The 18930-nt window shown below is 70.9% G+C and carries 20 protein-coding genes; 9 read left to right on the top strand and 11 right to left on the bottom strand.

All coding sequences use genetic code 11. From position 1 onward, the window contains the following. Positions 1–6 precede the first annotated feature (6 nt). The 4 genes from ACZ7M7_RS35410 to ACZ7M7_RS35395 all read left to right on the top strand — a co-directional run bounded on the left by ACZ7M7_RS35410 (position 7) and on the right by ACZ7M7_RS35395 (position 4141). Positions 7–798 carry a cyclodityrosine synthase gene (locus tag ACZ7M7_RS35410; RefSeq protein WP_383629636.1) on the top strand — a complete coding sequence of 264 codons (792 nt, stop codon included), beginning with the start codon at positions 7–9 and terminating at the stop codon, positions 796–798. After that, on the top strand, positions 788–1981 hold the full coding sequence (locus tag ACZ7M7_RS35405) for a cytochrome P450 (protein WP_472124155.1): 1194 nt from the start codon (positions 788–790) through the stop codon (positions 1979–1981). The genes ACZ7M7_RS35410 and ACZ7M7_RS35405 overlap by 11 nt, the downstream gene beginning before the upstream one ends. A gap of 79 nt (positions 1982–2060) precedes the next feature. Further along, positions 2061–2768, top strand: coding sequence for a response regulator transcription factor (locus tag ACZ7M7_RS35400; protein ID WP_472124152.1), 708 nt, complete (start codon positions 2061–2063; stop codon positions 2766–2768). Further along, entirely contained in the window at positions 2765–4141 is a 1377-nt protein-coding gene (locus ACZ7M7_RS35395) for a HAMP domain-containing sensor histidine kinase (protein WP_472124149.1), read from the top strand. The genes ACZ7M7_RS35400 and ACZ7M7_RS35395 overlap by 4 nt, the downstream gene beginning before the upstream one ends. Here the strand turns inward: ACZ7M7_RS35395 and ACZ7M7_RS35390 are convergent. The 5 genes from ACZ7M7_RS35390 to ACZ7M7_RS35370 all read right to left on the bottom strand — a co-directional run bounded on the left by ACZ7M7_RS35390 (position 4107) and on the right by ACZ7M7_RS35370 (position 6784). Beyond that, positions 4107–4610 (bottom strand): SgcJ/EcaC family oxidoreductase, encoded by a 504-nt coding sequence (locus tag ACZ7M7_RS35390; RefSeq protein ID WP_383615124.1) that lies wholly within the window; start codon positions 4608–4610, stop codon positions 4107–4109. The two genes, ACZ7M7_RS35395 and ACZ7M7_RS35390, sit on opposite strands and share 35 nt — an antisense overlap. Before the next feature lie 119 nt (positions 4611–4729). Then, on the bottom strand, positions 4730–4924 hold the full coding sequence (locus ACZ7M7_RS35385) for a hypothetical protein (protein WP_383629644.1): 195 nt from the start codon (positions 4922–4924) through the stop codon (positions 4730–4732). A gap of 165 nt (positions 4925–5089) precedes the next feature. Beyond that, positions 5090–5749, bottom strand: a complete 660-nt coding sequence (locus tag ACZ7M7_RS35380) for a DUF5063 domain-containing protein (RefSeq protein WP_383615118.1) — start codon at positions 5747–5749, stop codon at positions 5090–5092. After that, positions 5742–6341, bottom strand: a complete 600-nt coding sequence (recR, locus tag ACZ7M7_RS35375; RefSeq protein WP_272114463.1) for a recombination mediator RecR — start codon at positions 6339–6341, stop codon at positions 5742–5744. The genes ACZ7M7_RS35380 and recR overlap by 8 nt, the downstream gene beginning before the upstream one ends. A 98-nt stretch (positions 6342–6439) precedes the next feature. Beyond that, positions 6440–6784 (bottom strand): YbaB/EbfC family nucleoid-associated protein, encoded by a 345-nt coding sequence (locus ACZ7M7_RS35370; protein WP_383615116.1) that lies wholly within the window; start codon positions 6782–6784, stop codon positions 6440–6442. 285 nt (positions 6785–7069) lie between these two features. Between ACZ7M7_RS35370 and ACZ7M7_RS35365 the strand changes: the two genes are divergently transcribed. Then, a complete protein-coding gene (locus ACZ7M7_RS35365) occupies positions 7070–7822 on the top strand; it encodes an SLATT domain-containing protein (RefSeq protein WP_383615113.1) in 753 nt (250 codons plus the stop codon). Between the two features lie 58 nt (positions 7823–7880). On the opposite strand, the gene ACZ7M7_RS35360 is transcribed toward ACZ7M7_RS35365, so the two are convergent. From ACZ7M7_RS35360 to ACZ7M7_RS35345, 4 genes are all read right to left on the bottom strand, one after another. Next, positions 7881–9434: a PstS family phosphate ABC transporter substrate-binding protein gene (locus ACZ7M7_RS35360; protein WP_383615110.1), complete on the bottom strand. Its 1554-nt coding sequence runs from the start codon at positions 9432–9434 to the stop codon at positions 7881–7883. A 150-nt stretch (positions 9435–9584) separates the two neighbouring features. Continuing rightward, positions 9585–11537 (bottom strand): serine/threonine-protein kinase, encoded by a 1953-nt coding sequence (locus ACZ7M7_RS35355; RefSeq protein ID WP_472124142.1) that lies wholly within the window; start codon positions 11535–11537, stop codon positions 9585–9587. An 89-nt stretch (positions 11538–11626) separates the two neighbouring features. Further along, the gene (locus ACZ7M7_RS35350; protein WP_383615104.1) at positions 11627–12085 is read right to left on the bottom strand and encodes a MarR family winged helix-turn-helix transcriptional regulator; all 459 of its coding nucleotides are present in this window, start codon (positions 12083–12085) and stop codon (positions 11627–11629) included. After that, complete coding sequence (locus ACZ7M7_RS35345) at positions 12082–12684, bottom strand: type 1 glutamine amidotransferase family protein (RefSeq protein WP_472124138.1); 603 nt, start codon at positions 12682–12684, stop codon at positions 12082–12084. Before ACZ7M7_RS35345 ends, ACZ7M7_RS35350 begins: the two co-directional genes overlap by 4 nt. A gap of 185 nt (positions 12685–12869) precedes the next feature. Here ACZ7M7_RS35345 and ACZ7M7_RS35340 point away from each other — a divergent pair, with 185 nt between their 5' ends. The 3 genes from ACZ7M7_RS35340 (at position 12870) to ACZ7M7_RS35330 (ending at position 16142) form a co-directional block, all read left to right on the top strand. Continuing rightward, a complete protein-coding gene (locus ACZ7M7_RS35340) occupies positions 12870–14225 on the top strand; it encodes an aminotransferase class III-fold pyridoxal phosphate-dependent enzyme (protein ID WP_472124135.1) in 1356 nt (451 codons plus the stop codon). Positions 14226–14443: 218 nt separating this feature from the next. Beyond that, positions 14444–15151 carry a GntR family transcriptional regulator gene (locus tag ACZ7M7_RS35335; RefSeq protein ID WP_383615095.1) on the top strand — a complete coding sequence of 236 codons (708 nt, stop codon included), beginning with the start codon at positions 14444–14446 and terminating at the stop codon, positions 15149–15151. Between the two features lie 340 nt (positions 15152–15491). After that, complete coding sequence (locus tag ACZ7M7_RS35330; protein ID WP_328425325.1) at positions 15492–16142, top strand: phospholipase D-like domain-containing protein; 651 nt, start codon at positions 15492–15494, stop codon at positions 16140–16142. Positions 16143–16145: 3 nt separating this feature from the next. Here the strand turns inward: ACZ7M7_RS35330 and ACZ7M7_RS35325 are convergent, their stop codons facing one another. Beyond that, a complete protein-coding gene (locus ACZ7M7_RS35325) occupies positions 16146–16442 on the bottom strand; it encodes a hypothetical protein (protein WP_472124131.1) in 297 nt (98 codons plus the stop codon). 125 nt (positions 16443–16567) lie between these two features. After that, positions 16568–17851 (bottom strand): adenylosuccinate synthase, encoded by a 1284-nt coding sequence (locus ACZ7M7_RS35320; RefSeq protein WP_472124128.1) that lies wholly within the window; start codon positions 17849–17851, stop codon positions 16568–16570. A 195-nt stretch (positions 17852–18046) separates the two neighbouring features. Between ACZ7M7_RS35320 and ACZ7M7_RS35315 the strand changes: the two genes are divergently transcribed. Next, positions 18047–18910: a diacylglycerol kinase family protein gene (locus ACZ7M7_RS35315; RefSeq protein ID WP_383615080.1), complete on the top strand. Its 864-nt coding sequence runs from the start codon at positions 18047–18049 to the stop codon at positions 18908–18910. Positions 18911–18930 lie beyond the last annotated feature (20 nt).

Below are 18930 nucleotides of genomic sequence, written 5' to 3'. Positions count from 1 at the left end.
CCTCCTTTGACGACTGCGACCGCTTCAGAGATCCAGCACGTCACTCCAGCCGCATCGGCACCCGCCACGGACCACCCGGACACGGATTCCCCGACCGGCCTTTTCAAGATCGAACCCTTCACGCCCCACTGCGAGGTCATCCGCGTCGCCGGTGACCACGCCGTCATCGGCGTCTCCCCCGGCAACAGCTATTTCTCCGCCGCCCGCGTCCACGACCTGGCGCGCTGGGGGCTCGCGCTCTTCGAGCGGGTGGACTTCGTCTACACCGACCTGTACGTGGCCGAGATGTACGCCGCGTCCGGCTATCCGCCCGAGGACGCGCGCCGCAAGGCGGTGAAGAACCTGCGCGGGGTACGGGCCAAGGTCCTGGGCGCCGTCCAGGCCGTCGATCCCGGCGGCACCCGCCTGTATGCCCACGCCATGTCCGACTTCCGCGGCAACGCCGCGTACCGCGAGATCCACGACCGGCTCCAGACCCGCCTCGCCACCGACGACGAGTTCCGCACGACCTGCGAGAAGCTCGTCGACACCTTCCTGGCCGGCAAGGCGGGACGCGCGAGTGACGCACAGCGCGAGGTCTGCCTGGCCTACGTCTGCGCCGAGGCCCCCCTCTTCCTGGACACCCCGGCCATCCTCGGCGTCCCCTCCTCCCTCAACTGCTACCACCAGCTCCTGCCGATGGCCGAGCTGCTCTACTCCCGCGGCGCCGGCCTGCGTGCCTCCCGCAACCAGGGGCACGCCATCGTGACGCCCGCCGAGGGGACCGACCCGGAGGAGACCGGCACCGATGTCCACTGAAACGCTCACCGCGATCGACTTCCCGTTCTCCTGGCGCGGCGACCAACTCCCGGCCGAGGTCGAGGAGTTGCGCACCGGAACGCCCGTGCGGCGCGTCCGCACCATCGCCGGCGACGAGGCCTGGCTCGTGTCGTCGTACGACCTGTGCAGGCAGGTCCTCGAAGACCCGCGGTTCAGCCTGAAGGACACCTCCGCCCCCGGCGTGCCCCGCCAGTACGCGCTGACGATCCCGCCCGAGGTCGTCAACAACATGGGGAACATCACCGGGGCCGGGCTGCGCAAGGCCGTACTGAAGGCGCTCAACCCGAAGAGCCCGGGCCTCGCCGAGTGGCTGCGGTCCTACGCCGCCGAACTCGTCGACGGGCTGGTCCGCGAGGGCGCCCCGGCGGACCTGCGCGGCGGCTTCGCCGACCCGTACTCGGCGGGCATGCACTGCCGCATCCTCGGCATCCCGCAGCAGGACGCGCCCCGGCTGATGCGCAGTCTGGACATCGCGTTCATGAACTCGGCCTGCCCGGTCACGGGGGCCCGGCTGAACTGGGACCGGGACATCGCGTACATGACCGAGCGGCTCGACGACCCGGCGACGACGGGTCTGATGGCCGAACTCGCCGCCCTGCGCACGGACCCCGACTACAGCCACCTCACCGACGAGATGCTCGCGACGGTCGGGGTGACGATGTTCGGCGCGGGCGTCATCTCCACCTCGGGCTTCCTGACCATGGCGTTGGTGTCGCTGATCCAGCACCCGGATCTGCAGGCCGAGCTGATCGCGCACCCCGGGAGGATCCCCGCGGCCGTGGACGAGCTCCTGCGCATCAACCTGTCCATCGGCGACGGTCTGCCGAGGCTCGCGACCGAGGACGTACAGCTGGGCGATGTTCAGGTGAAGGCGGGCGAGCTGGTCCTCGTCCTCGTCGAGGGCGCGAACTTCGACCCGGCCGCCTTCCCCGACCCGTACACCGTCGACCTCACCCGCGAGAACAGCACCGCGCACCTCTCGTTCGGCGGCGGCCGGCACTACTGCCCCGCCACCGCCCTCGGCCGCAGGCACGCCGAGATCGCCCTGGAGACCCTGCTGGAGCGGATGCCGGACCTGCGCCTGGCGGTGCCGATCGAGCAGCTGGTGTGGCGGACCGGCTTCATGAAGCGGATTCCGGAGCGGCTGCCGATCATGTGGTAGCAGCGTTTTGCCCCCACATCGCCTGTTCACGGCCTCGGCGGCCGGACGTCTTTAAAGTTCAACCACTATGGTTCGCCCTGTGCGCGTACTTCTGGTGGAAGACGACGAACCGGTCGCCGAGTCGCTCCGGCGAGGACTCCTGCGGTACGGCTTCGAGGTGGCCTGGGTCACCACGGGCAGCGCGGCGCTGAGTCATGACGACCCCTACGACGTCGTCCTCCTCGATCTCGGCCTGCCCGACACCGACGGACTCGACGTCTGCAAGGCGCTGCGCGGGCGCGGCGACGTCCCGATCATCGTGATCAGCGCGCGCAGCGACGAGACGGACCGGGTGGTCGGGCTGGAACTCGGCGCGGACGACTACGTGTCCAAGCCGTTCGGGGTCCGCGAGGTCATCGCCCGGATAAGGGCGGTGATGCGGCGCGCGCAGCCCCGTACGTCCGCCGAGACCGGCCCGGACCACTACGGCTCCCGCCTGACCGTCGACCGCAAGGCCGCCCGGGTCCGCCTGGACGGAGCGGAGGTGGCCCTCGCGCCCAAGGAGTACGACCTGCTGGCCTTCCTCACCGAGGAGCCCGGGGCGCTGATGTCGCGCGAGCAGATCATGGAGGCGGTCTGGGACGCGAACTGGTTCGGCCCGACGAAGACGCTGGACGTGCATGTGGCGGCGCTGCGGCGGAAGCTGACGGGGGCGATCACGATCGAGGCGGTGCGGGGGGTCGGGTTCCGGCTGGAGATCGTCAAGGGCGACGGGGGCGGGCGCAGCGGGGGCGACGGCACGTCATGATCCGTCAGCTCGTCCGCAGTTACGTCCTGCTCGTCGCGGTCGCCATCGCCCTGTTCACCGTGCCGGTGGCGTTCACGCTCACCGACCAGCTCCGCGACGACACCAAGGCGTCCGTCCTGCGCGAGGCCGACGCCATGGCCCTGCTGCTGGGCAACGACGAGAGCGCGGCGTGCGAGGCCCTGGAGGAGGTGGCCAACGCCTACGAGGACGAGATCCAGGTGACCGCCACCGCGGGCTGCGCCGCCGACCTGCCGCGGCCCACCGCGGACGAGGCGCTGGCCAGGGCGCTGCGATCGGGCGAGTCCTCGGTCGACTGGGGCTCCGACTTCATCTGGGGTGACACCCTGGTCGTCACCGTCCCCGCACACGAGGGGGCCACGGCCGGCGACAGCGACAAGGGCCCGGTCGTCGGCGCCGTACGCATCCGGTACTCGACCGGCGAGATGACCGGCCGCCTGTGGCAGATCTGGGGCTTTCGCGCGGTCCTCGCCGTGCTCGTCCTGGGTGTGGCCGCCGTGATCGGCGTCGTGGTGGCCCGCCGCCTCACCCGTCCCCTGCGCCAACTCAACGACATGGCGAGCAAGTTCAGCGACGGCGATCTCACGGCCCGCTCCCCCGTCACCGGCCCGCAGGAGACCCAGACACTCGCCCGCACCCTCAATCAGGGGGCGGAGCGCCTGGACACCCTGATCGCCTCGCAGCGCATCTTCGTCGCGGACGCCTCGCATCAACTCAGGACCCCTCTCACGGCGTTGCGGCTGTCGCTGGACAACATCGCGGACGGTGTGGACGACGAGTTCGTCAAGGAGGACGTGGAGCAGGCGACCGCGGAGGTCGTCCGGATGAGCCGCCTGGTGAACGGCCTGCTCGTCCTGGCGCGGGCGGAGGCGAAGGTCACCGCGGCGGAGCCGTTGGTCCTGGGGGACATCGTGCAGGAGAGGCTGGCGGTATGGAGGCCGGCCGCCGACGAGCGCGGAGTCACCATCGCGCTCGGGGGGAGTGCCGACGGCCGGCTGCTCGTGCTGACCAGCCCCGGCCATATGGAACAGGTGCTGGACAACGTGCTCTCGAACGCCCTGGAGGTGTCACCGGACGGCGGCACGATCACCGTCCGGGCGGAGCAGCGGGGCGACGAGGTGGTGCTGTCGGTGGACGACGAGGGCCCGGGCATGTCGGACACCGACAAGTCCCGTGCCTTCGACCGCTTCTGGCGCGGCAAGGGCCTGACCGGGCGAACGGGCTCGGGGCTCGGCCTCGCCGTCGTCAAGCAACTGGTGACCGACGACGGCGGGACGGTGGCCCTTCGCGACGCGCCCGGGGGCGGGCTGTCGGTGCGGATCAGCCTTCGGGCATCTTCGAGGAGTGGTGGTTGACGATGAGCCACTCACCGCCGCGCTTCTCGTACGCGTACGTGTAGCGGGCCTCGACGACGCTCTTCTCGCCGGTCTCGGGGTCGGTGAGCGTGAACTGGTAGGTGCCGGCGTCGATCGCGGAGTTGTTGTCGAGGACGTTGATGTGCGTCTCGATCTTCTTGCCGACGGGCTTGTTGGCGAGGAAATGCTCGAAGTAGTCGACTATGGCGGCGTGGTCGGCGCGGACCTCGTTGGACACCGTGGGCAGCAGGACCGCGTCGCTCGCGTACAGGTCCGCGACCTTCTCCGGATCTCCGGTCTGCAGCGTCCTGTTCCACTGGTCGAACAGGCCGGCTATCTGCTTCTTGCCGGGCTTCCCGTCACCCCATCCGGGCCCGGCGACCGCGGCACCGGCGGCGACGGTACCGACGGCGACAACGGCGGTGGCAGTGACAACGGCTACGCGCTTGCTGAGGGAACGACGAGTCATCGCATCTCCAGGATCTGGTGGAAGTGACTCCACATTCACCTGGCGCCGGTTAGGGCCCGTGCAGCAGACGTACAGGCCGGGGACAACACGTCTCCAATTCACGCTGCGCGCCCGCGCAATCACACAGTGGCAGCCTTCCTGCGGCCGCGCCCGCGCGCCAACTCGGCCCCGGCGCCGAGCGATACGACGCCCATGCCGACGGCGGTCATGACGCCCTGCGTGCCGTCGACGGCAAAGGGGGCGGCCGCGGCGACGACGGCATTGAAGAGGAAGAGGAACCACAGGACGGGGCGGGAGGAGAGCAGGGCCTTCATGACGGTTTTCCTTCGGGGCGGGGCCGGTTCGACGGCCGTTGACCTGGCGAGATCAACGATCCCGTGTCACGGGATCAGCCACGAGGGAGTGCACTCCCGAAGGCGAGGTGGAGCGGGCTGCACCCCGGCCGGCGCGTGGAACCCGCGTCACACCCGGCAGAGCACCTACTTCGTCGGGCGCAGCCCAAGCGGCTCCACGATCTCCTGCTCCATCACCTTGCCGGCCTCGAACTCCAGGGTCTCGTCGCCCATGCCCTGGTCGGTGTCCAGGCCGTCCAGCTCCGCCAGCGGCTGGTCCAGGCGGACGTGCGCGAGGACCGAGTGCAGGGCGCGCAGGGTCGCCGACGCCGTCGAGCCCCAGTTGGAGAAGTAGGAGAACTGCCACCACCACAGGGCCTCGGTGGTGCGGCCCGCGCGGTAGTGGGCCATGCCGTGGCGCAGGTCGGTGATGACGTCGGTCAGGTCGTCGGAGATCCGGGCCGGGACCGGCGCCTTGCGGGGCTCGTAGGGGTCGAAGACCTCGGAGTAGACGTCGACCGGATCCAGCAGACGGGCGAGGTTCTCGCGGAGCTCGTCCACGTCCGCCTCCGGGCCCAGGTCGGGCTCGTAGCGCTCCTCGGGAAGGATGTCCTCGTGGGCGCCCAGACGGCCGCCGGCCAGGAGGAGTTGGGAGACCTCCAGGAGGAGGAAGGGCACGGTCGAGCCGGGCTCGTCGCCCTTCGCGACCTCCGTGACGGCGACCAGGAAGCTCTCGATCTGGTCCGAGATCTGGACCGCGAAGTCGTCCGGGTTCTGCTCGGTCGCATGCAGCGTGGCGTCAGACATCTAGGAGTCGTCTCCCCTCGAAGGCGCGGCCGAGGGTGACCTCGTCCGCGTATTCCAGGTCGCCACCCACCGGGAGGCCGCTGGCCAGGCGGGTGACCTTCAGGCCCATGGGCTTGATCATGCGGGCGAGGTACGTGGCCGTGGCCTCGCCTTCCAGATTCGGGTCCGTGGCCAGGATCAGCTCCGTGACCGTCCCGTCGGCCAACCTCGCGAGAAGTTCGCGTATACGCAGGTCGTCCGGACCGACGCCCTCGATCGGACTGATCGCGCCGCCGAGGACGTGGTAGCGGCCGCGGAACTCACGGGTCCGCTCGATCGCCACGACGTCCTTCGGCTCCTCGACCACGCAGATCACCGCCGGGTCGCGGCGCGCGTCCCGGCAGATGTTGCACAGCTCTTCCTGCGCGACATTCCCGCACGTCGCGCAGAAGCGGACCTTCGCCTTGACCTCCATCAGGGCCTGCGCGAGGCGCCGTACGTCCGTCGGTTCCGCCTGCAGGATGTGGAAGGCGATCCGCTGCGCGCTCTTGGGACCGACGCCGGGCAACCGCCCCAGCTCGTCGATGAGGTCCTGGACCACGCCTTCGTACAACGGACTGCCGTCCTTCCTGGGTCCTGCGGTTCCTTACGGTACGTACGGTAGTTGGCGTCGGCCCGTCTTAGAAGGCAAGCCGGACAACGCCCGCGGCGTCAGAAGGGCAGGCCGGGGATGCCGCTGCCGCCGCCAAGGCCCTGGGCCAGCGGGCCGAGCTTCTGCTGCTGGAGCGCCTGCGCGTTCTCGTTGGCCGCCTGTACAGCCGCGATGACCAGGTCGGCGAGGGTCTCGGTGTCCTCCGGGTCCACCGCCTTCGGGTCGATCTTGAGCCCCCGAAGCTCGCCGGAACCCGTCACGGTGGCCTTCACCAGGCCGCCGCCGGCCTGGCCCTCGACCTCCGTCTGAGCCAGTTCCTCCTGCGCCCTTGCCAGGTCCTGCTGCATCTTCTGGGCCTGCTGGAGCAGCTGCTGCATGTTGGGCTGGCCACCACCGGGGATCACGATCAGCTCCTTGTCTCTGTACGGCTTTCCCGTTCAGCACGAGCCTACGTGGTCCGGGCAGCCGTCGCCCCGGCACTCTTTCGAGTGAGAGGAACTGGAGTCCTATACCTGATCAAGACCCCCTTCCGGGCGGAAAAGAGGCGAAAGGCATCTCTTCGCCACCCATTGGGCGGTAGGAAGGGTCCGGCGCGTCAGCCTCAGGTGTTGCGTGACGTTCCGTGCGCCGCGGTGGTCGTACCCGGGACGCACGTGAGGTCACACACCGTGATCAGTAGGGAGTGCCGGGTGGTTCAGCCGGAGATGCAGCCCGACAGGTCGCCACAGGACGGGCGGGGCGGCGAAGGGGCGGCCGGACTGCGGCCGGGCGATCTGACGGGTCGGGCCTTTCCGCTCGGGGACTGGGGAGAGCCGGCGGTGCGGTTGGACGAGCTGTACCGGTGGGTGGAGCGGGGGGCGCTGAACACCGCCGCGTGGTATCTCGCGGACCGGGTGTGGAAGCGGCGGGGGGCACGCGCGTTGCGGGGTGGGGCGGCGTCCGGGGCGGTGGTGGGCGCCGCGTTGCCGTTGCTGGATGTGACGGGGGCGGTGAGCGGGACGGCTCCCTGGGGGTATCTGGCGCTGCTGCTGGCGGTGGCGTGTGTCGCGGCCGACCGGTTCTTCGGGTTGACGTCCGGGTGGATAAGGGACGTCGCCACGGCCCAGGCGGTGCAGCGGCGGCTTCAGGCGCTGCAGTTCGACTGGGCGACGGAAAGTGTGCGGGAGGTTCTGGGACCGGCCGAGGGGACGGCGAGTGAGGCTGCCGAGCGGTGCCTGGGGGTGCTGCGGCGGTTCTGCGAGGACGTGACGGAGCTGGTCCGTGCGGAGACGACCGACTGGATGGTGGAGTTCCGGACGGGGTCCGCGCCCCTGGGCATCCATGCCGCGCTGGCCGGGGGCACCCGCCAGGACACGGGCACGGCCTTGGGCCGCTTCCCCGCCGCCCCGACGAACGGCACCCGCCCTAACATGCCCCGCCAACGCCCCCCGGAGATCCGCTGACGCACCCCCCACCGAGCGGCATCGGGCCGCCGCGGGCACACCGCCCGACCGCCCGAGGTCACTCGCACAGGCTCATCGCCTGCCGGCACGGCACATGCCCCTTGTCCCGGATCGCCTGCCGGCTCGTCTCCTCGTCGAGGTAGGCGAGGAAGCTGGCGGCGAGGGTCCCGTTGCGCGGGGTGCCGTAGGTGTAGGCGTACTCGACGTCGCGATACGGATAGGTGCTGCCGTTGGTCTCGATCTCGTCGATGTCGGCCTGCTTGCCGTCCAGCGGCACCCTGGTCACGCCGTCCTTCTCGGCGGCCCTGGCGAGGGCGAGCTCGCTGTAGCCGATGGCGCCGCGCGCTGCCGCGACCTTCTTCAGCACGTCGCCGGTGGAGGCGAGTTCACAGCGCACGACGACCGAGGCGTTCTCCCGGCAGTCCAGGGAGGTGCTGGGCGCGCTCTCCCACCGCCCGTCCAAGACCCGCTCCTGGAAGATCTGCCGGGTCCCGGAGTTGTCCCCCCGGCTGACGAGGACGATGGGCAGGTCGGCGAGGGCGCGGTACTTCGTCTCCCGCTGCGCCTCGGTCATCAGCTGTCCCCAGCGTGTGTACGTCCCCGCGTACAGCTCCCGCACCTGCCGCACCGACAACCCCGCCGCCGCGAACGCGTTCCCTTCGCCTGCGACCAGCGTGTAGGCCGACAGCGCGATCTTCTTCCCCCGCAGCCCCAGCCGCTCCCCCGACGGCCCGTCCGAGAAGGCGATCACAGAACGCGCGCTGTCCTTCGACCGGCCCGCCAGCGCGTCGAGTTCGACGACACCGAGCTCGCTGCCGCGCGCCTCGACCGTGATGTCGGCGCCCTGGCACTTGCCCTCGTAGTCCTTCGCGAGCGTCTCGATCACCGGCGCGAACGCGGTCGAGCCGGTCACCGTCAGCGCACCCCGCTCGCACTCGATCGGGTTGCCGTCCCGGAAGACGACGATGCCCGCGAGCACCAGCACGGACACCGTGAGCAGGGCGGTGAACACCCGTGCCGGAAGGCTGAAGACGTTCTCCTTCTCGTCCGGGGTGGCGCTGCGGTTGGGGTGCACCTCGCCTTCCCGGATCCCGCCGTACAGCCGTATCTCGCGCCCGACGTCACCGCCGGAGAGCAGCACGAGCAGCTTGAAGTAGTCGCCGCGGTTGAGCGGCACCCGCGGGATACGCAGCCGGTTCCCCTCGTACCCGAAGCCGCGGTCGGCGCTGAAGTGGTCCATGATGTGGTCGATGTCGGTCGGCTGCGTGACCGAGACACCGCGAATGGTGCGGTCGGTGAACACCGCGGTCAGCCCGTGCCGTTCGGGGCTCGTGTAGTCGTCGCGGTCGATGGTCTGCGAGCCGTCGTTCTCGATGCGCAGCAGGACCAGCGTGGCGTCGACCATGCCCGGCGCCTCGTCGAAGAGGCCCAGACGCCGGTTCTCCCGGCCCGAGCGCACGTCGTCGCCGATCGCGTTGTCCATCTGGACGCGGTAGCCGATCCGCTTGCGGCGCGGCACCCGGCGCTCGTACCAGACCATGACACCGGACGCGACGACGCCGATGGCCGCCGTCCCGATGGCCACGACGTTCTCTGCGCTCAGCCACTCCATATGGGTGCCCCCGCTACTCCCCGGAGTCGGATGGTGGGGTCACCGTACGCGCGCGCAGGGGAACAAACGACCGACTCCTGGGGAAGTTCGCGGTTTGTTCAACTGCCTCACAGGAAAGGGGCGTTCACCGGAATCACGCCGCCGTTCCGCCTACTGCTTCCGGTACGTCAGTTTCTCCCCGCTGCTCGTGTTCACCCGCTCCAGCCGGCCGTCCGGCAGCAGCGTGATCCGGGTGGCGGCGCCCGGCGAACAGGAGGTGGCGGGCTCGCCGGCCGTCACCGTGGACGGGCCCATCGCCAACGGGCCGTTCCCGACCGGCGCCTGGGTCAGATCCGCCTCGAACTCGCAGTGGTAGGTGCCGGTTCCGGCGGGACCGTCGGCGACGAGGGAGAGAACCGTGTCGCCCACCTCGCCCTGCCGGATGGTCAGCCGCCGGGTGTTCGCGCCGCCCGCGTTGTCGATCGAGGCCGTCCAGGTGCCCAGGTACCCGGCCGGGATCACACCGTCCCCCGGTGCCGAGGCGGTCGGGCTCGGGGACGGGGTGGGGGCGGCGGTCGGGTCGTCGCCCCCGGAGCCGGTCGCGTCGGTCGTGACGGTCGGGGAAACGGTCGGATCACCGCCGGCCCCGTTCCCACCGTCGGCGTTCATCAGGCCGTACACCGAACCGCCGGCCGCGAGCGCGACGACCAGCGCGATGAGGACGAGGGCCACCGTGGAACGACCGCTCCGGCGGGGCCCCTCGGGCGAGGCCCCGGGAATGTACGGCATGGGTACGTCGTACGGCGGGGTGGGCCCGTACGACGGGCCGTGACCGTACGGAGGTGTGGCGCCGTACGAGGGGGCCGAGCCGTAGGGCGAGTGCGGGCCGGGCTCCGGGTGGCCGTACGCCTGCTGCTGCGGGTGTTGCTGCGGAGAGCCGTAGGCCGGGTGGGCCGGGGTGCCACCGGGTGCGGCGGCCTCTCCGAAGGCGCCGCCGGGCGGGGCACCGGGCTCCGGCGGCGGGCCGATCCGGGTCGCGGCCGCGGTCGGGAGCTGGTCCGGCGGGATGGCACCGGCGGCCGGGGCGTGCTCGGGCGAGGCCGCGGGGGTCGGCTCCCCGGAGCCACCCTCCGCCGGGCCAGGACGCGCAGGCCCTTCCGGACCTCCGGGCCGCGCGGACCCCTCCGCTCCTCCCGGCCCCACCGGATCCTCCGTGTCCAGCAGCCGCACCGCATGCCGCCCCAGCTGCGCCACCAGCGCACTCGGCAGCCACGGGTCCCGGGACCGACCCCCGGAGACGGTGTCCTCCGCCCCCGTGCGCTCCAGGATCCGGTCCAGCGTCGGCCGGGCGCCCGGATCCTTGCGCAGGCAGTCCCGCACCAGCTCGGCGATCCCCTCGGGCACCCCCTCCAGGTCGGGTTCCTCCTGGGCGATGCGGAACATCAGGGCGTGCGCGCCGCTGTCGACGGAGCCGAAGGGGAGCCTGCCGGTGGCGGCGTACGAGAGCACCGAGCCCAGGCAGAACACGTCGCACGCCGGCGTGATCCGGTCGCCGCGCACCTGTTCGGGCGCCATGAACCCCGGCGACCCGACGAGCGCGCCGGTGCGGGTGAGCCCGCTCTCGCCGCCCACCGTCTCCAGCGCCCGCGCGATCCCGAAGTCGATGACACGGGGCCCGTCGATGGTGACGAGCACATTGGACGGTTTCAGATCCCGGTGCACTATCCCCGCGGCATGGATGTCCTTGAGGGCATGCGCCAGCCCGGCCGTCAGGATCCGCACCGAGCGCTCGGGCAGGGCCCCGTGGTCACGGCCGACGACCCGCTGCAGGCTGGGCCCGGCGACGTACCCGGTGGCGACCCAGGGCACCTCGGCCTCGGTGTCCGCGTCCAGCACCGGGGCGGTCCAGAACCCGCCGACCTGCCGCGCGGCCTGCACCTCCTGCCGGAACCGGGCCCGGAACTCCTCCTGGGCGGCCAGTTCCCGCCGTACGAGTTTCACGGCGACGGTACGACCGCGGTCCGAGCGGGCGAGATACACGTCCCCCATACCGCCCGCACCCAGCCGCGCCAGCAGCCGATAAGCCCCGATCCGCTGCGGATCACCCGACCCCAGCTTCTCCATCGCACGCCCCCAACCCCACCCACGCAAGCCCCCGCCTACGCGACGGCCCCACGATAGTGCGGCATACCGGGAGGTGAGCGGGGCGGCGTCTACGGTTCGGTAACAGGAGCGTCGATCCCGTCGAGGACCTTCGACAACCGTTCCAGAACCCGTACGGCCTCGGCGAGCTCCGCGTCCCCGAAGGCGTCGGCCAGCCGGTCCGCGAGGGCGGCGTGCCCGGGCTCGATCCTGGAGATCGACGCGCGCCCCTCCTCGGTCGGCGCGAGGAGCTTCGCCCGACGGTGGGCGGGGTTCGGCCGGTACTCGGCGAGCCCCTTCTCCACCAGCAGATCGGCGATGCGCTGCACGCTCTGCCGGGTGATGCCCATGGCGCGGGCGACGCCGGCGACGGGCAGGGGTTCGCCGAGCACCGCGCCCAGCACCTGCCACCAGGCCGCCGTCAGCCCGGCCGGCCGGGCCAGTTCCTCCGCCACCGCGAGGAACTGGCCGTTGAGCCGGAAGACACCGAGCGCGCTGCGGCTGAGCAGGTCCTGGCGTTCCCGGCTCACAGCACCCCGGCCTTCTCGAGCACCGCGTACGCCTCGGCGTCGGAGTGGTGGAACAGGCGGTACCAGGCGTCGACGGCTTCGTTGTCGTACACCTTCAGCAGCCGCAGGATCTCCCGGGCGAAGGCGACGGGTTCGGTCGGGCCGGCGGTGACGAGCCCGCCGTCGGCGACGGCGTCGGCCTCGACGTACCGCTCGCCGCCGCCGTAGCCGGTCGCGGCCAGGTAGAAGGAGATCGCGCTGGTGTGGTCCCGGTCGTCGAGCAGCCCCTCGCGCGCCATCCCGGCCGTCGCCCCGCAGATCGCCGCGACGGGGACATCCGCGTCGAGGAACTCCCGCGCCTTGCGGGCGAACGGGGCGAGCTCGTCGCCCGCGTCCCAGAGGTCGGCGCCCGGCAGGATCAGCAGGGCCGCGTCGGAGGGCCGTACGTCTTCCAGGGCCAGGTCGGGCTGGATGCGCAGGCCGCCGACGGTCCTGACGGGTTCCCGGGTCGGGCCGACGGTACGGATCTCGTAGCCGGCGCGGGCGAGCTGGGCGGTGGCGTGGCCCGGCTCCCAGTCGGCCAGGGTGTTGTAGACGGCGAGGTATACGGGCTTGCTCATGGCTCCTCCTGGAGACCTCGAAGATGACAACATCCTGTCACTTAGACAGCCTACTGTCAATGTATCGGAGGGGGCAGGAGGGGGCGCGGGCTGCACGGGGCGTCGACAACCTGTCGCGGAAACCCACCGACCGCAGACAGGACGCCGATATCGCGCCGGAAGGGCTCACCCGTACGCTCGGGCGCATGACCCCTCAGCCAAATCCCGAGGTCGGCGCCGCTGTGAAGGCCGCGGACCGTGCGCATGTCTTTCACTCCTGGTCCGCTCAGGAACTCATCGACCCGCTCGCCGTCGCCGGTGCGGAGGGGTCGTACTTCTGGGACTACGACGGCAAGCGCTACCTCGACTTCACCAGCGGGCTCGTCTACACGAACATCGGCTACCAGCACCCGAAGGTCGTCGCCGCGATACAGGAGCAGGCCGCACACCTGACCACCTTCGCGCCCGCCTTCGCCGTCGAGGCCCGGTCCGAGGCGGCGCGGCTGATCGCCGAGCGGACGCCGGGCGACCTGGACAAGATCTTCTTCACCAACGGCGGCGCGGACGCCGTGGAGCACGCCGTACGGATGGCCCGGCTGCACACCGGGCGGCCGAAGGTGATGTCGGCGTACCGGTCGTACCACGGCGGTACGCAGCAGGCCGTGAACATCACCGGCGACCCGCGGCGGTGGGCCTCCGACAGCGCCGCGGCCGGTGTCGTGCGCTTCTGGGCGCCCTTCCTCTACCGCTCCCGCTTCTACGCCGAGACCGAGGAGCAGGAGTGCGCCCGGGCGCTGGAGCACCTGGAGACGACGATCGCCTTCGAGGGCCCGTCGACCGTCGCCGCGATCATCCTGGAGACGGTTCCCGGGACGGCCGGGATCATGATTCCGCCGGCCGGCTACCTGGCGGGCGTCCGCGAGATCTGCGACAAGTACGGGATCGTCTTCATCCTGGACGAGGTCATGGCCGGGTTCGGGCGGACCGGTGAGTGGTTCGCGGCGGACCTGTTCGACGTCAGCCCCGACCTGATGACCTTCGCCAAGGGCGTGAACTCCGGGTACGTGCCGCTGGGCGGCGTGGCCATCTCCGGGGCCATCGCACAGACCTTCGCGAAGCGGCCGTACCCCGGCGGTCTGACCTACTCCGGGCACCCGCTGGCCTGCGCGGCCGCCGTCGCGACGATCAACGTCATGGCCGAGGAGGGCGTCGTCGAGAACGCCGCCCGACTGGGCTCCGAGGTGGTCGGACCGGCGCTGCGCGAGCTGGCCGAACGTCATCCTTCCGTCGGCGAGGTCCGTGGCGTCGGCATGTTCTGGGCGCTCGAACTGGTCAAGAACCGCGAGACCCGCGAGCCCCTGGTGCCCTACAACGCGGCGGGCGAGGCCAACGCCCCCATGGCAGCGTTCGGCTCCGCCGCGAGGGCCGGGGGCATCTGGCCGTTCGTGAACATGAACCGCACCCACGTCGTGCCGCCGTGCAACGTGACCGAGGCGGAACTGAAGGAGGGGCTGTCGGCGCTGGACGCTGCGCTGGCTGTGGCGGACGGGTACGTGGAGTAGGCGTCGTTCCAGCCCGTCCGGCGTCTGCGGACGAGGCCGTTCAGGCCGAAGCGGGGGTCTGGGGGCGGCAGCCCCCAGGGACGGGACGGGTAGGGGCGGCGGGGGCGAAAAAGTCGGCGCCGTCACGGGAATCTCACCCGGAAGCCGAACGCGTAAGGTGGCGTGCTCGTAGACATACATGCGCACGCCACCTCGCGACGACGGGAGACGCCCTCACCATGCCCGGCACCGGCACCGGCGGCAACGGCTCCGTGACCCGCAGCACCCTGCGGCAGCAGATCGCGGACGCCCTGCGCGACGAGGTACTGTCCGGGCGGCTGCAGGCAGGCCGGGAGTTCACGGTCAAGGAGATCGCCGACCAGTACGGCGTCTCCGCGACCCCGGTCCGCGAGGCACTCGTCGACCTCTCCGCGCAGGGCCTCCTGGAGGCCGACCAGCACCGCGGCTTCCGCGTGCACGAGTACTCCGTAGCGGACTACCGCGGCATCATCGAGGCCCGCGGCCTGGTCACCGACGGCATGTTCCGGGTGCTGGCCGGCGACCGGGCAGGCCACCGCGACCCCGACGACCCGCGCGTCCTCGCCGCCGCCGTCGGGGTACGCCGCCGCGCCGAGGAGGCGCAGCGCGCCGCCACCGCAGGCGACCTCACCGTCCTCATCGGCTACGACCTGCGCTTCTGGCGCGAACTCGGCGCCCTCTTCGGGAACCCGTACCTCTCCGACTTCCTGCACCGGCTGCGCGTGCAGTCCTGGGTCTGCGCGGTCCAGCATCTGCGCCGCCTCGACGATCTGCGCGGCCATCTGTGGTCCCGGCACACCGAACTGGTCGACGCCCTGATGCGCCGCGACCTGCCCACGGCCCAGTCGATCATCGCCGACCACGACGCGAACGCGCTCGCCCTGATCGAGCGACTGGCGGCCGGATGACCCACGAGCGGGAGCTGCCGAAAGCCCCCGACGTGCCGGACCCGGACCTCGGGAACCCCCCGGCCCTCTCCATAGTCATCCCGGCCTGCAACGAGCAAGCGCGGGCCGCACGGCGACGAACGCGTCGGCATCCACGGCGCCGAGCCGGCCCCGCAGCCGAACGACGGTGCGCTGCGTGAGAGCGAGAAGCTGGTGGGCGGTCCGGGGAGGTGGGTGGACGGAGTCTGGGTATGGGACCTGCACGAGCGGGGACTTGCCTGAGGGCCCGCACGAGGGGGTCCGCCCCCGCGCCGCACCGATTACCCTTCCCTGACCGACGTGCTACGCGAGGAGCCCTCTTTTGGCCTGTGACCTGTGGCTGGTACCGCTCGTCGACGTGTTGTGCCACACCCCCGACAACCCGTTCGCCGAAGAACTCGCGCAATACAACAAGGTGCTGGCCGAGGCCGGGTTGCCGCCGGTGCCGGTGTACCAGTACATGCCGGGACTGTCCGGCGACGTCGCCCCGGTCGCCGGCTTCGACTACGACGCCCTGCACTTCCTGCGCCGCGCGTATCTGCTCCAGGTCTGCGGCCTCCCGGTGACCCCGGTCGACGACCTGGGCGGCGACTACGAACAGCTCCTGGAGATGTTCGAGACGACGGCCCAGCAGTCGCACCTGGTCTGGCACTACGACCACGCGGGCGCCTACGTCCCCGTGGACTTCCCGAATCCGCTCGCCAACGACGAACTCCTGGCGGGCGGCGGCCCCCTGGGTTCCGCCCAGGCGCTCCTGCGCGAGCTGGAGTTCGTGGCCCAGGTCATCGGCATCGACCCGGCCAATCCGCCGGCGCCGCCGCAACCCCCGCTCTCCCCCACGTCCTTGGAGGAGCCGGCGGTCCCCGCCCCCTACGACCCGAGCCCCTTCGCCCGCGAACGGCACGTGTGGCTGGGCCTGCACGCGGCGGCGACGCGGAGTCTGGCGCAGGGGTCGATGATCGTCTTCAGCTGACCATCAGCTGATCTTCAGCTGGGCGAGCCCCTTCTGGACGTCCTCGGCGTTCATCACCGGCGTGTAGTCCACCTTGGCGCCCAACTCGAAGAACAGCGGTTCGGCGATCACCGGCATCTGGGAGGGATCCTCCAGATCGAAGAAGAGGAACATCGTGCGCATCCCCTGCTCGGTGGTGAAGTAGGCGGCCTCCGGCTTGATCTTCTCCATGAGTTCCTGGATCACCTGGGGCAGCTTGCCGGCGCGGATCGCCTGGTTCCCCTTCTCCGTGTCCAGATTCGCCTTGAGGAGCACGCGCATGACACACCTTCGTTCCGGTCGTCGCTGAGCCGTACGACCTCACGCTATGGGCGCCCTGCGCGTTTCGCCCGTTCACTGGTCCATCAGGAGAAAGAGGGGCGCCCCGACGGGGCGCCCCTCTCGGCTCACAGGAACGAGTTGATCTCGATCGTCTCGTCCCGGCCCGGACCCACACCGATCGCGGAGATCGGGGCGCCGGACATCTCCTCCAGCGCCTTGACGTAGGCCTGGGCGTTCTTCGGGAGGTCGGAGAACGACTTGGCCTTCGAGATGTCCTCGGACCAGCCGGGCAGCAGCTCGTAGACCGGCTTGGCGTGGTGGAAGTCGGTCTGGGAGTACGGGAGCTCCTCGACGCGCTTGCCGTCGATCTCGTACGCCACGCAGACCGGGATCTGCTCCCAGCCGGTCAGCACGTCCAGCTTGGTGAGGAAGAAGTCGGTCAGACCGTTCACGCGGGTCGCGTACCGGGCGATGACCGCGTCGAACCAACCGCAGCGGCGGTCACGGCCGGTCGTCACGCCCCGCTCGCCACCGATGCGGCGCAGTGCCTCGCCGTCCTCGTCGAAGAGCTCGGTCGGGAACGGGCCGGCGCCGACGCGGGTCGTGTACGCCTTGAGGATGCCGATCACGCGGCTGATCTTCGTCGGGCCCACGCCCGCGCCCGTGCAGGCGCCGCCGGCCGTCGGGTTCGAGGAGGTGACGAAGGGGTACGTGCCGTGGTCGATGTCCAGGAGGGTGCCCTGGCCGCCCTCGAAGAGGACCACCTTGTCGTCCTCCAGGGCCTGGTTGAGGACCAGGACCGTGTCGGCGACGAACGGCCTGATCTTCTCGGCGTAGCCCAGCAGCTCCTCGACGACCTGCTCGACGGCGATCGCGCGGCGGTTGTAGAGCTTGGTGAGGACCTGGTTCTTGACGTCGAGGGCCGCCTCCACCTTCTGGGTGAGGATCGACTCGTCGTAGAGGTCCTGGACGCGGATGCCGACGCGGTTGATCTTGTCGGCGTAGGTCGGGCCGATGCCGCGCCCGGTCGTGCCGATCTTCCGCTTGCCGAGGAAGCGTTCCGTCACCTTGTCCACCGTCACGTTGTACGGCGTGATGATGTGCGCGTTTCCGCTGATGAGGAGCTTGGACGTGTCGACGCCACGCTCGTTCAGACCGCTCAGCTCGGAGAGCAGGACCGACGGGTCGACGACGACACCGTTTCCGATGACCGGGGTACACCCCGGGGACAGGATTCCGGAAGGGAGCAGGTGAAGGGCGTACTTCTGATCACCCACGACTACCGTGTGGCCGGCGTTGTTGCCGCCCTGGTAGCGCACCACATAGTCGACGGAGCCGCCTAGCAGGTCCGTCGCCTTTCCCTTGCCTTCGTCACCCCACTGAGCACCGAGCAGCACAAGTGCGGGCACGCGCGTACACCCCTTCCGGGCGGGGCATGTCCAAGGTCAGGGGTATACGCGGAGGTCTCCCACCGTGTACACCTCGACCGGACGCGACCGTCGTTGGCCGCGAACCGTCGGACCGGATGCCCCGGAATAGACGAAGCCCCTGGCGCAATAGCGCAAGGGGCTCTTGCACAAAGATGCTACCCGAGGAAGCGAGGCATGGCCGAGGTGGCGACTTTCGCGACGTCCGATCAGCTGCTGGTGGTGATCGATCCGGTTGCTCGGAGGACGGACGGGGAGTCCGTCAGGATCGCGAAAGACGTGCTCAGCGCGGGTGCGGCGACGAAGGTCTGCCTGCCCGACGATCCCGACGAATTCGCCAGGGCGCTGACCCGACGGGGGTCGCGACGGCCGGTGGTCGTGGGCGACGACCGGGCGCTGATGCGTGCGGTGACGGTGCTGCACCGGCAGCGGGAGCTGGCCGAATGTGTCCTGTCGGTGGTGCCGGTCGGCGGTGCGCTGACCCTGGCCGGATCCCTCGGGGTGCCCATGGGGGCGGTGGCGGCGGCCCGGGCGGTGCTGGACGGGGCGGAGCGGCGGCTGGACCTGCTCGTGGACGACAGCGACGGGGTGGTGCTGGGCGCGCTGCGGATCCCGCCGATACGGGACCCCGCCGCGCCGGCCGGGGCCACCGCGGTGGGGTCGATGGCGGGGCGGCCCTGGCTGCGGACGTGTCAGTCGCTCGTACGGACCCTGGTGCCGGCGCGCGGCACCACCCCGGCCGCGTCCGGGCCGTCGCGGCTGCGGGTCGAGGTCGACGGGACGACGCTGGTGGACCTCGACCAGCCGGTCGAGGCGGTGTCGGTGGCGCCGGGGCTCGCCGGGGTGGCCGAGGTGGAGGTGCGCCCCGCTTCGGTCGGCGCGGAGGCCTCACCGCTGCGCGCCGAGGGCCGCACGGTGACCGTCTCGGGCGCCCACTTCCGCTACCGGGCCGACACGGCGGTCTCCGGTCCGGTACGCAGACGGACGTGGACCGTGGGCGAGGGCGGGCTGCGGCTGATGCTGCCGGGCGATGGGCCGTAAGCCGGACTGCCCCCGTTTGC

This window comes from Streptomyces sp. NPDC111606 (assembly GCF_055656945.1).
Note: the sequence above shows the minus strand (reverse complement) of the source record. Positions and strands in the feature narration are given on the sequence as shown.

Excerpts from the sequence above, each read along its gene's own strand:
- ACZ7M7_RS35405 (WP_472124155.1), top strand. The coding sequence starts at position 788 with ATGTCCACTGAAACGCTCACCGCGATCGACTTCCCGTTCTCCTGGCGC.
- ACZ7M7_RS35340 (WP_472124135.1), top strand. The coding sequence starts at position 12,870 with ATGACCCCTCAGCCAAATCCCGAGGTCGGCGCCGCTGTGAAGGCCGCG.
- ACZ7M7_RS35390 (WP_383615124.1), bottom strand. The coding sequence starts at position 4,610 with ATGACTCGTCGTTCCCTCAGCAAGCGCGTAGCCGTTGTCACTGCCACC.
- ACZ7M7_RS35395 (WP_472124149.1), top strand. The coding sequence starts at position 2,765 with ATGATCCGTCAGCTCGTCCGCAGTTACGTCCTGCTCGTCGCGGTCGCC.
- ACZ7M7_RS35325 (WP_472124131.1), bottom strand. The coding sequence starts at position 16,442 with ATGCGCGTGCTCCTCAAGGCGAATCTGGACACGGAGAAGGGGAACCAG.
- ACZ7M7_RS35315 (WP_383615080.1), top strand. The coding sequence starts at position 18,047 with ATGGCCGAGGTGGCGACTTTCGCGACGTCCGATCAGCTGCTGGTGGTG.
- ACZ7M7_RS35360 (WP_383615110.1), bottom strand. The coding sequence starts at position 9,434 with ATGGAGTGGCTGAGCGCAGAGAACGTCGTGGCCATCGGGACGGCGGCC.
- ACZ7M7_RS35345 (WP_472124138.1), bottom strand. The coding sequence starts at position 12,684 with ATGAGCAAGCCCGTATACCTCGCCGTCTACAACACCCTGGCCGACTGG.
- ACZ7M7_RS35385 (WP_383629644.1), bottom strand. The coding sequence starts at position 4,924 with ATGAAGGCCCTGCTCTCCTCCCGCCCCGTCCTGTGGTTCCTCTTCCTC.
- ACZ7M7_RS35380 (WP_383615118.1), bottom strand. The coding sequence starts at position 5,749 with ATGTCTGACGCCACGCTGCATGCGACCGAGCAGAACCCGGACGACTTC.
- ACZ7M7_RS35355 (WP_472124142.1), bottom strand. The coding sequence starts at position 11,537 with ATGGAGAAGCTGGGGTCGGGTGATCCGCAGCGGATCGGGGCTTATCGG.
- ACZ7M7_RS35335 (WP_383615095.1), top strand. The coding sequence starts at position 14,444 with ATGCCCGGCACCGGCACCGGCGGCAACGGCTCCGTGACCCGCAGCACC.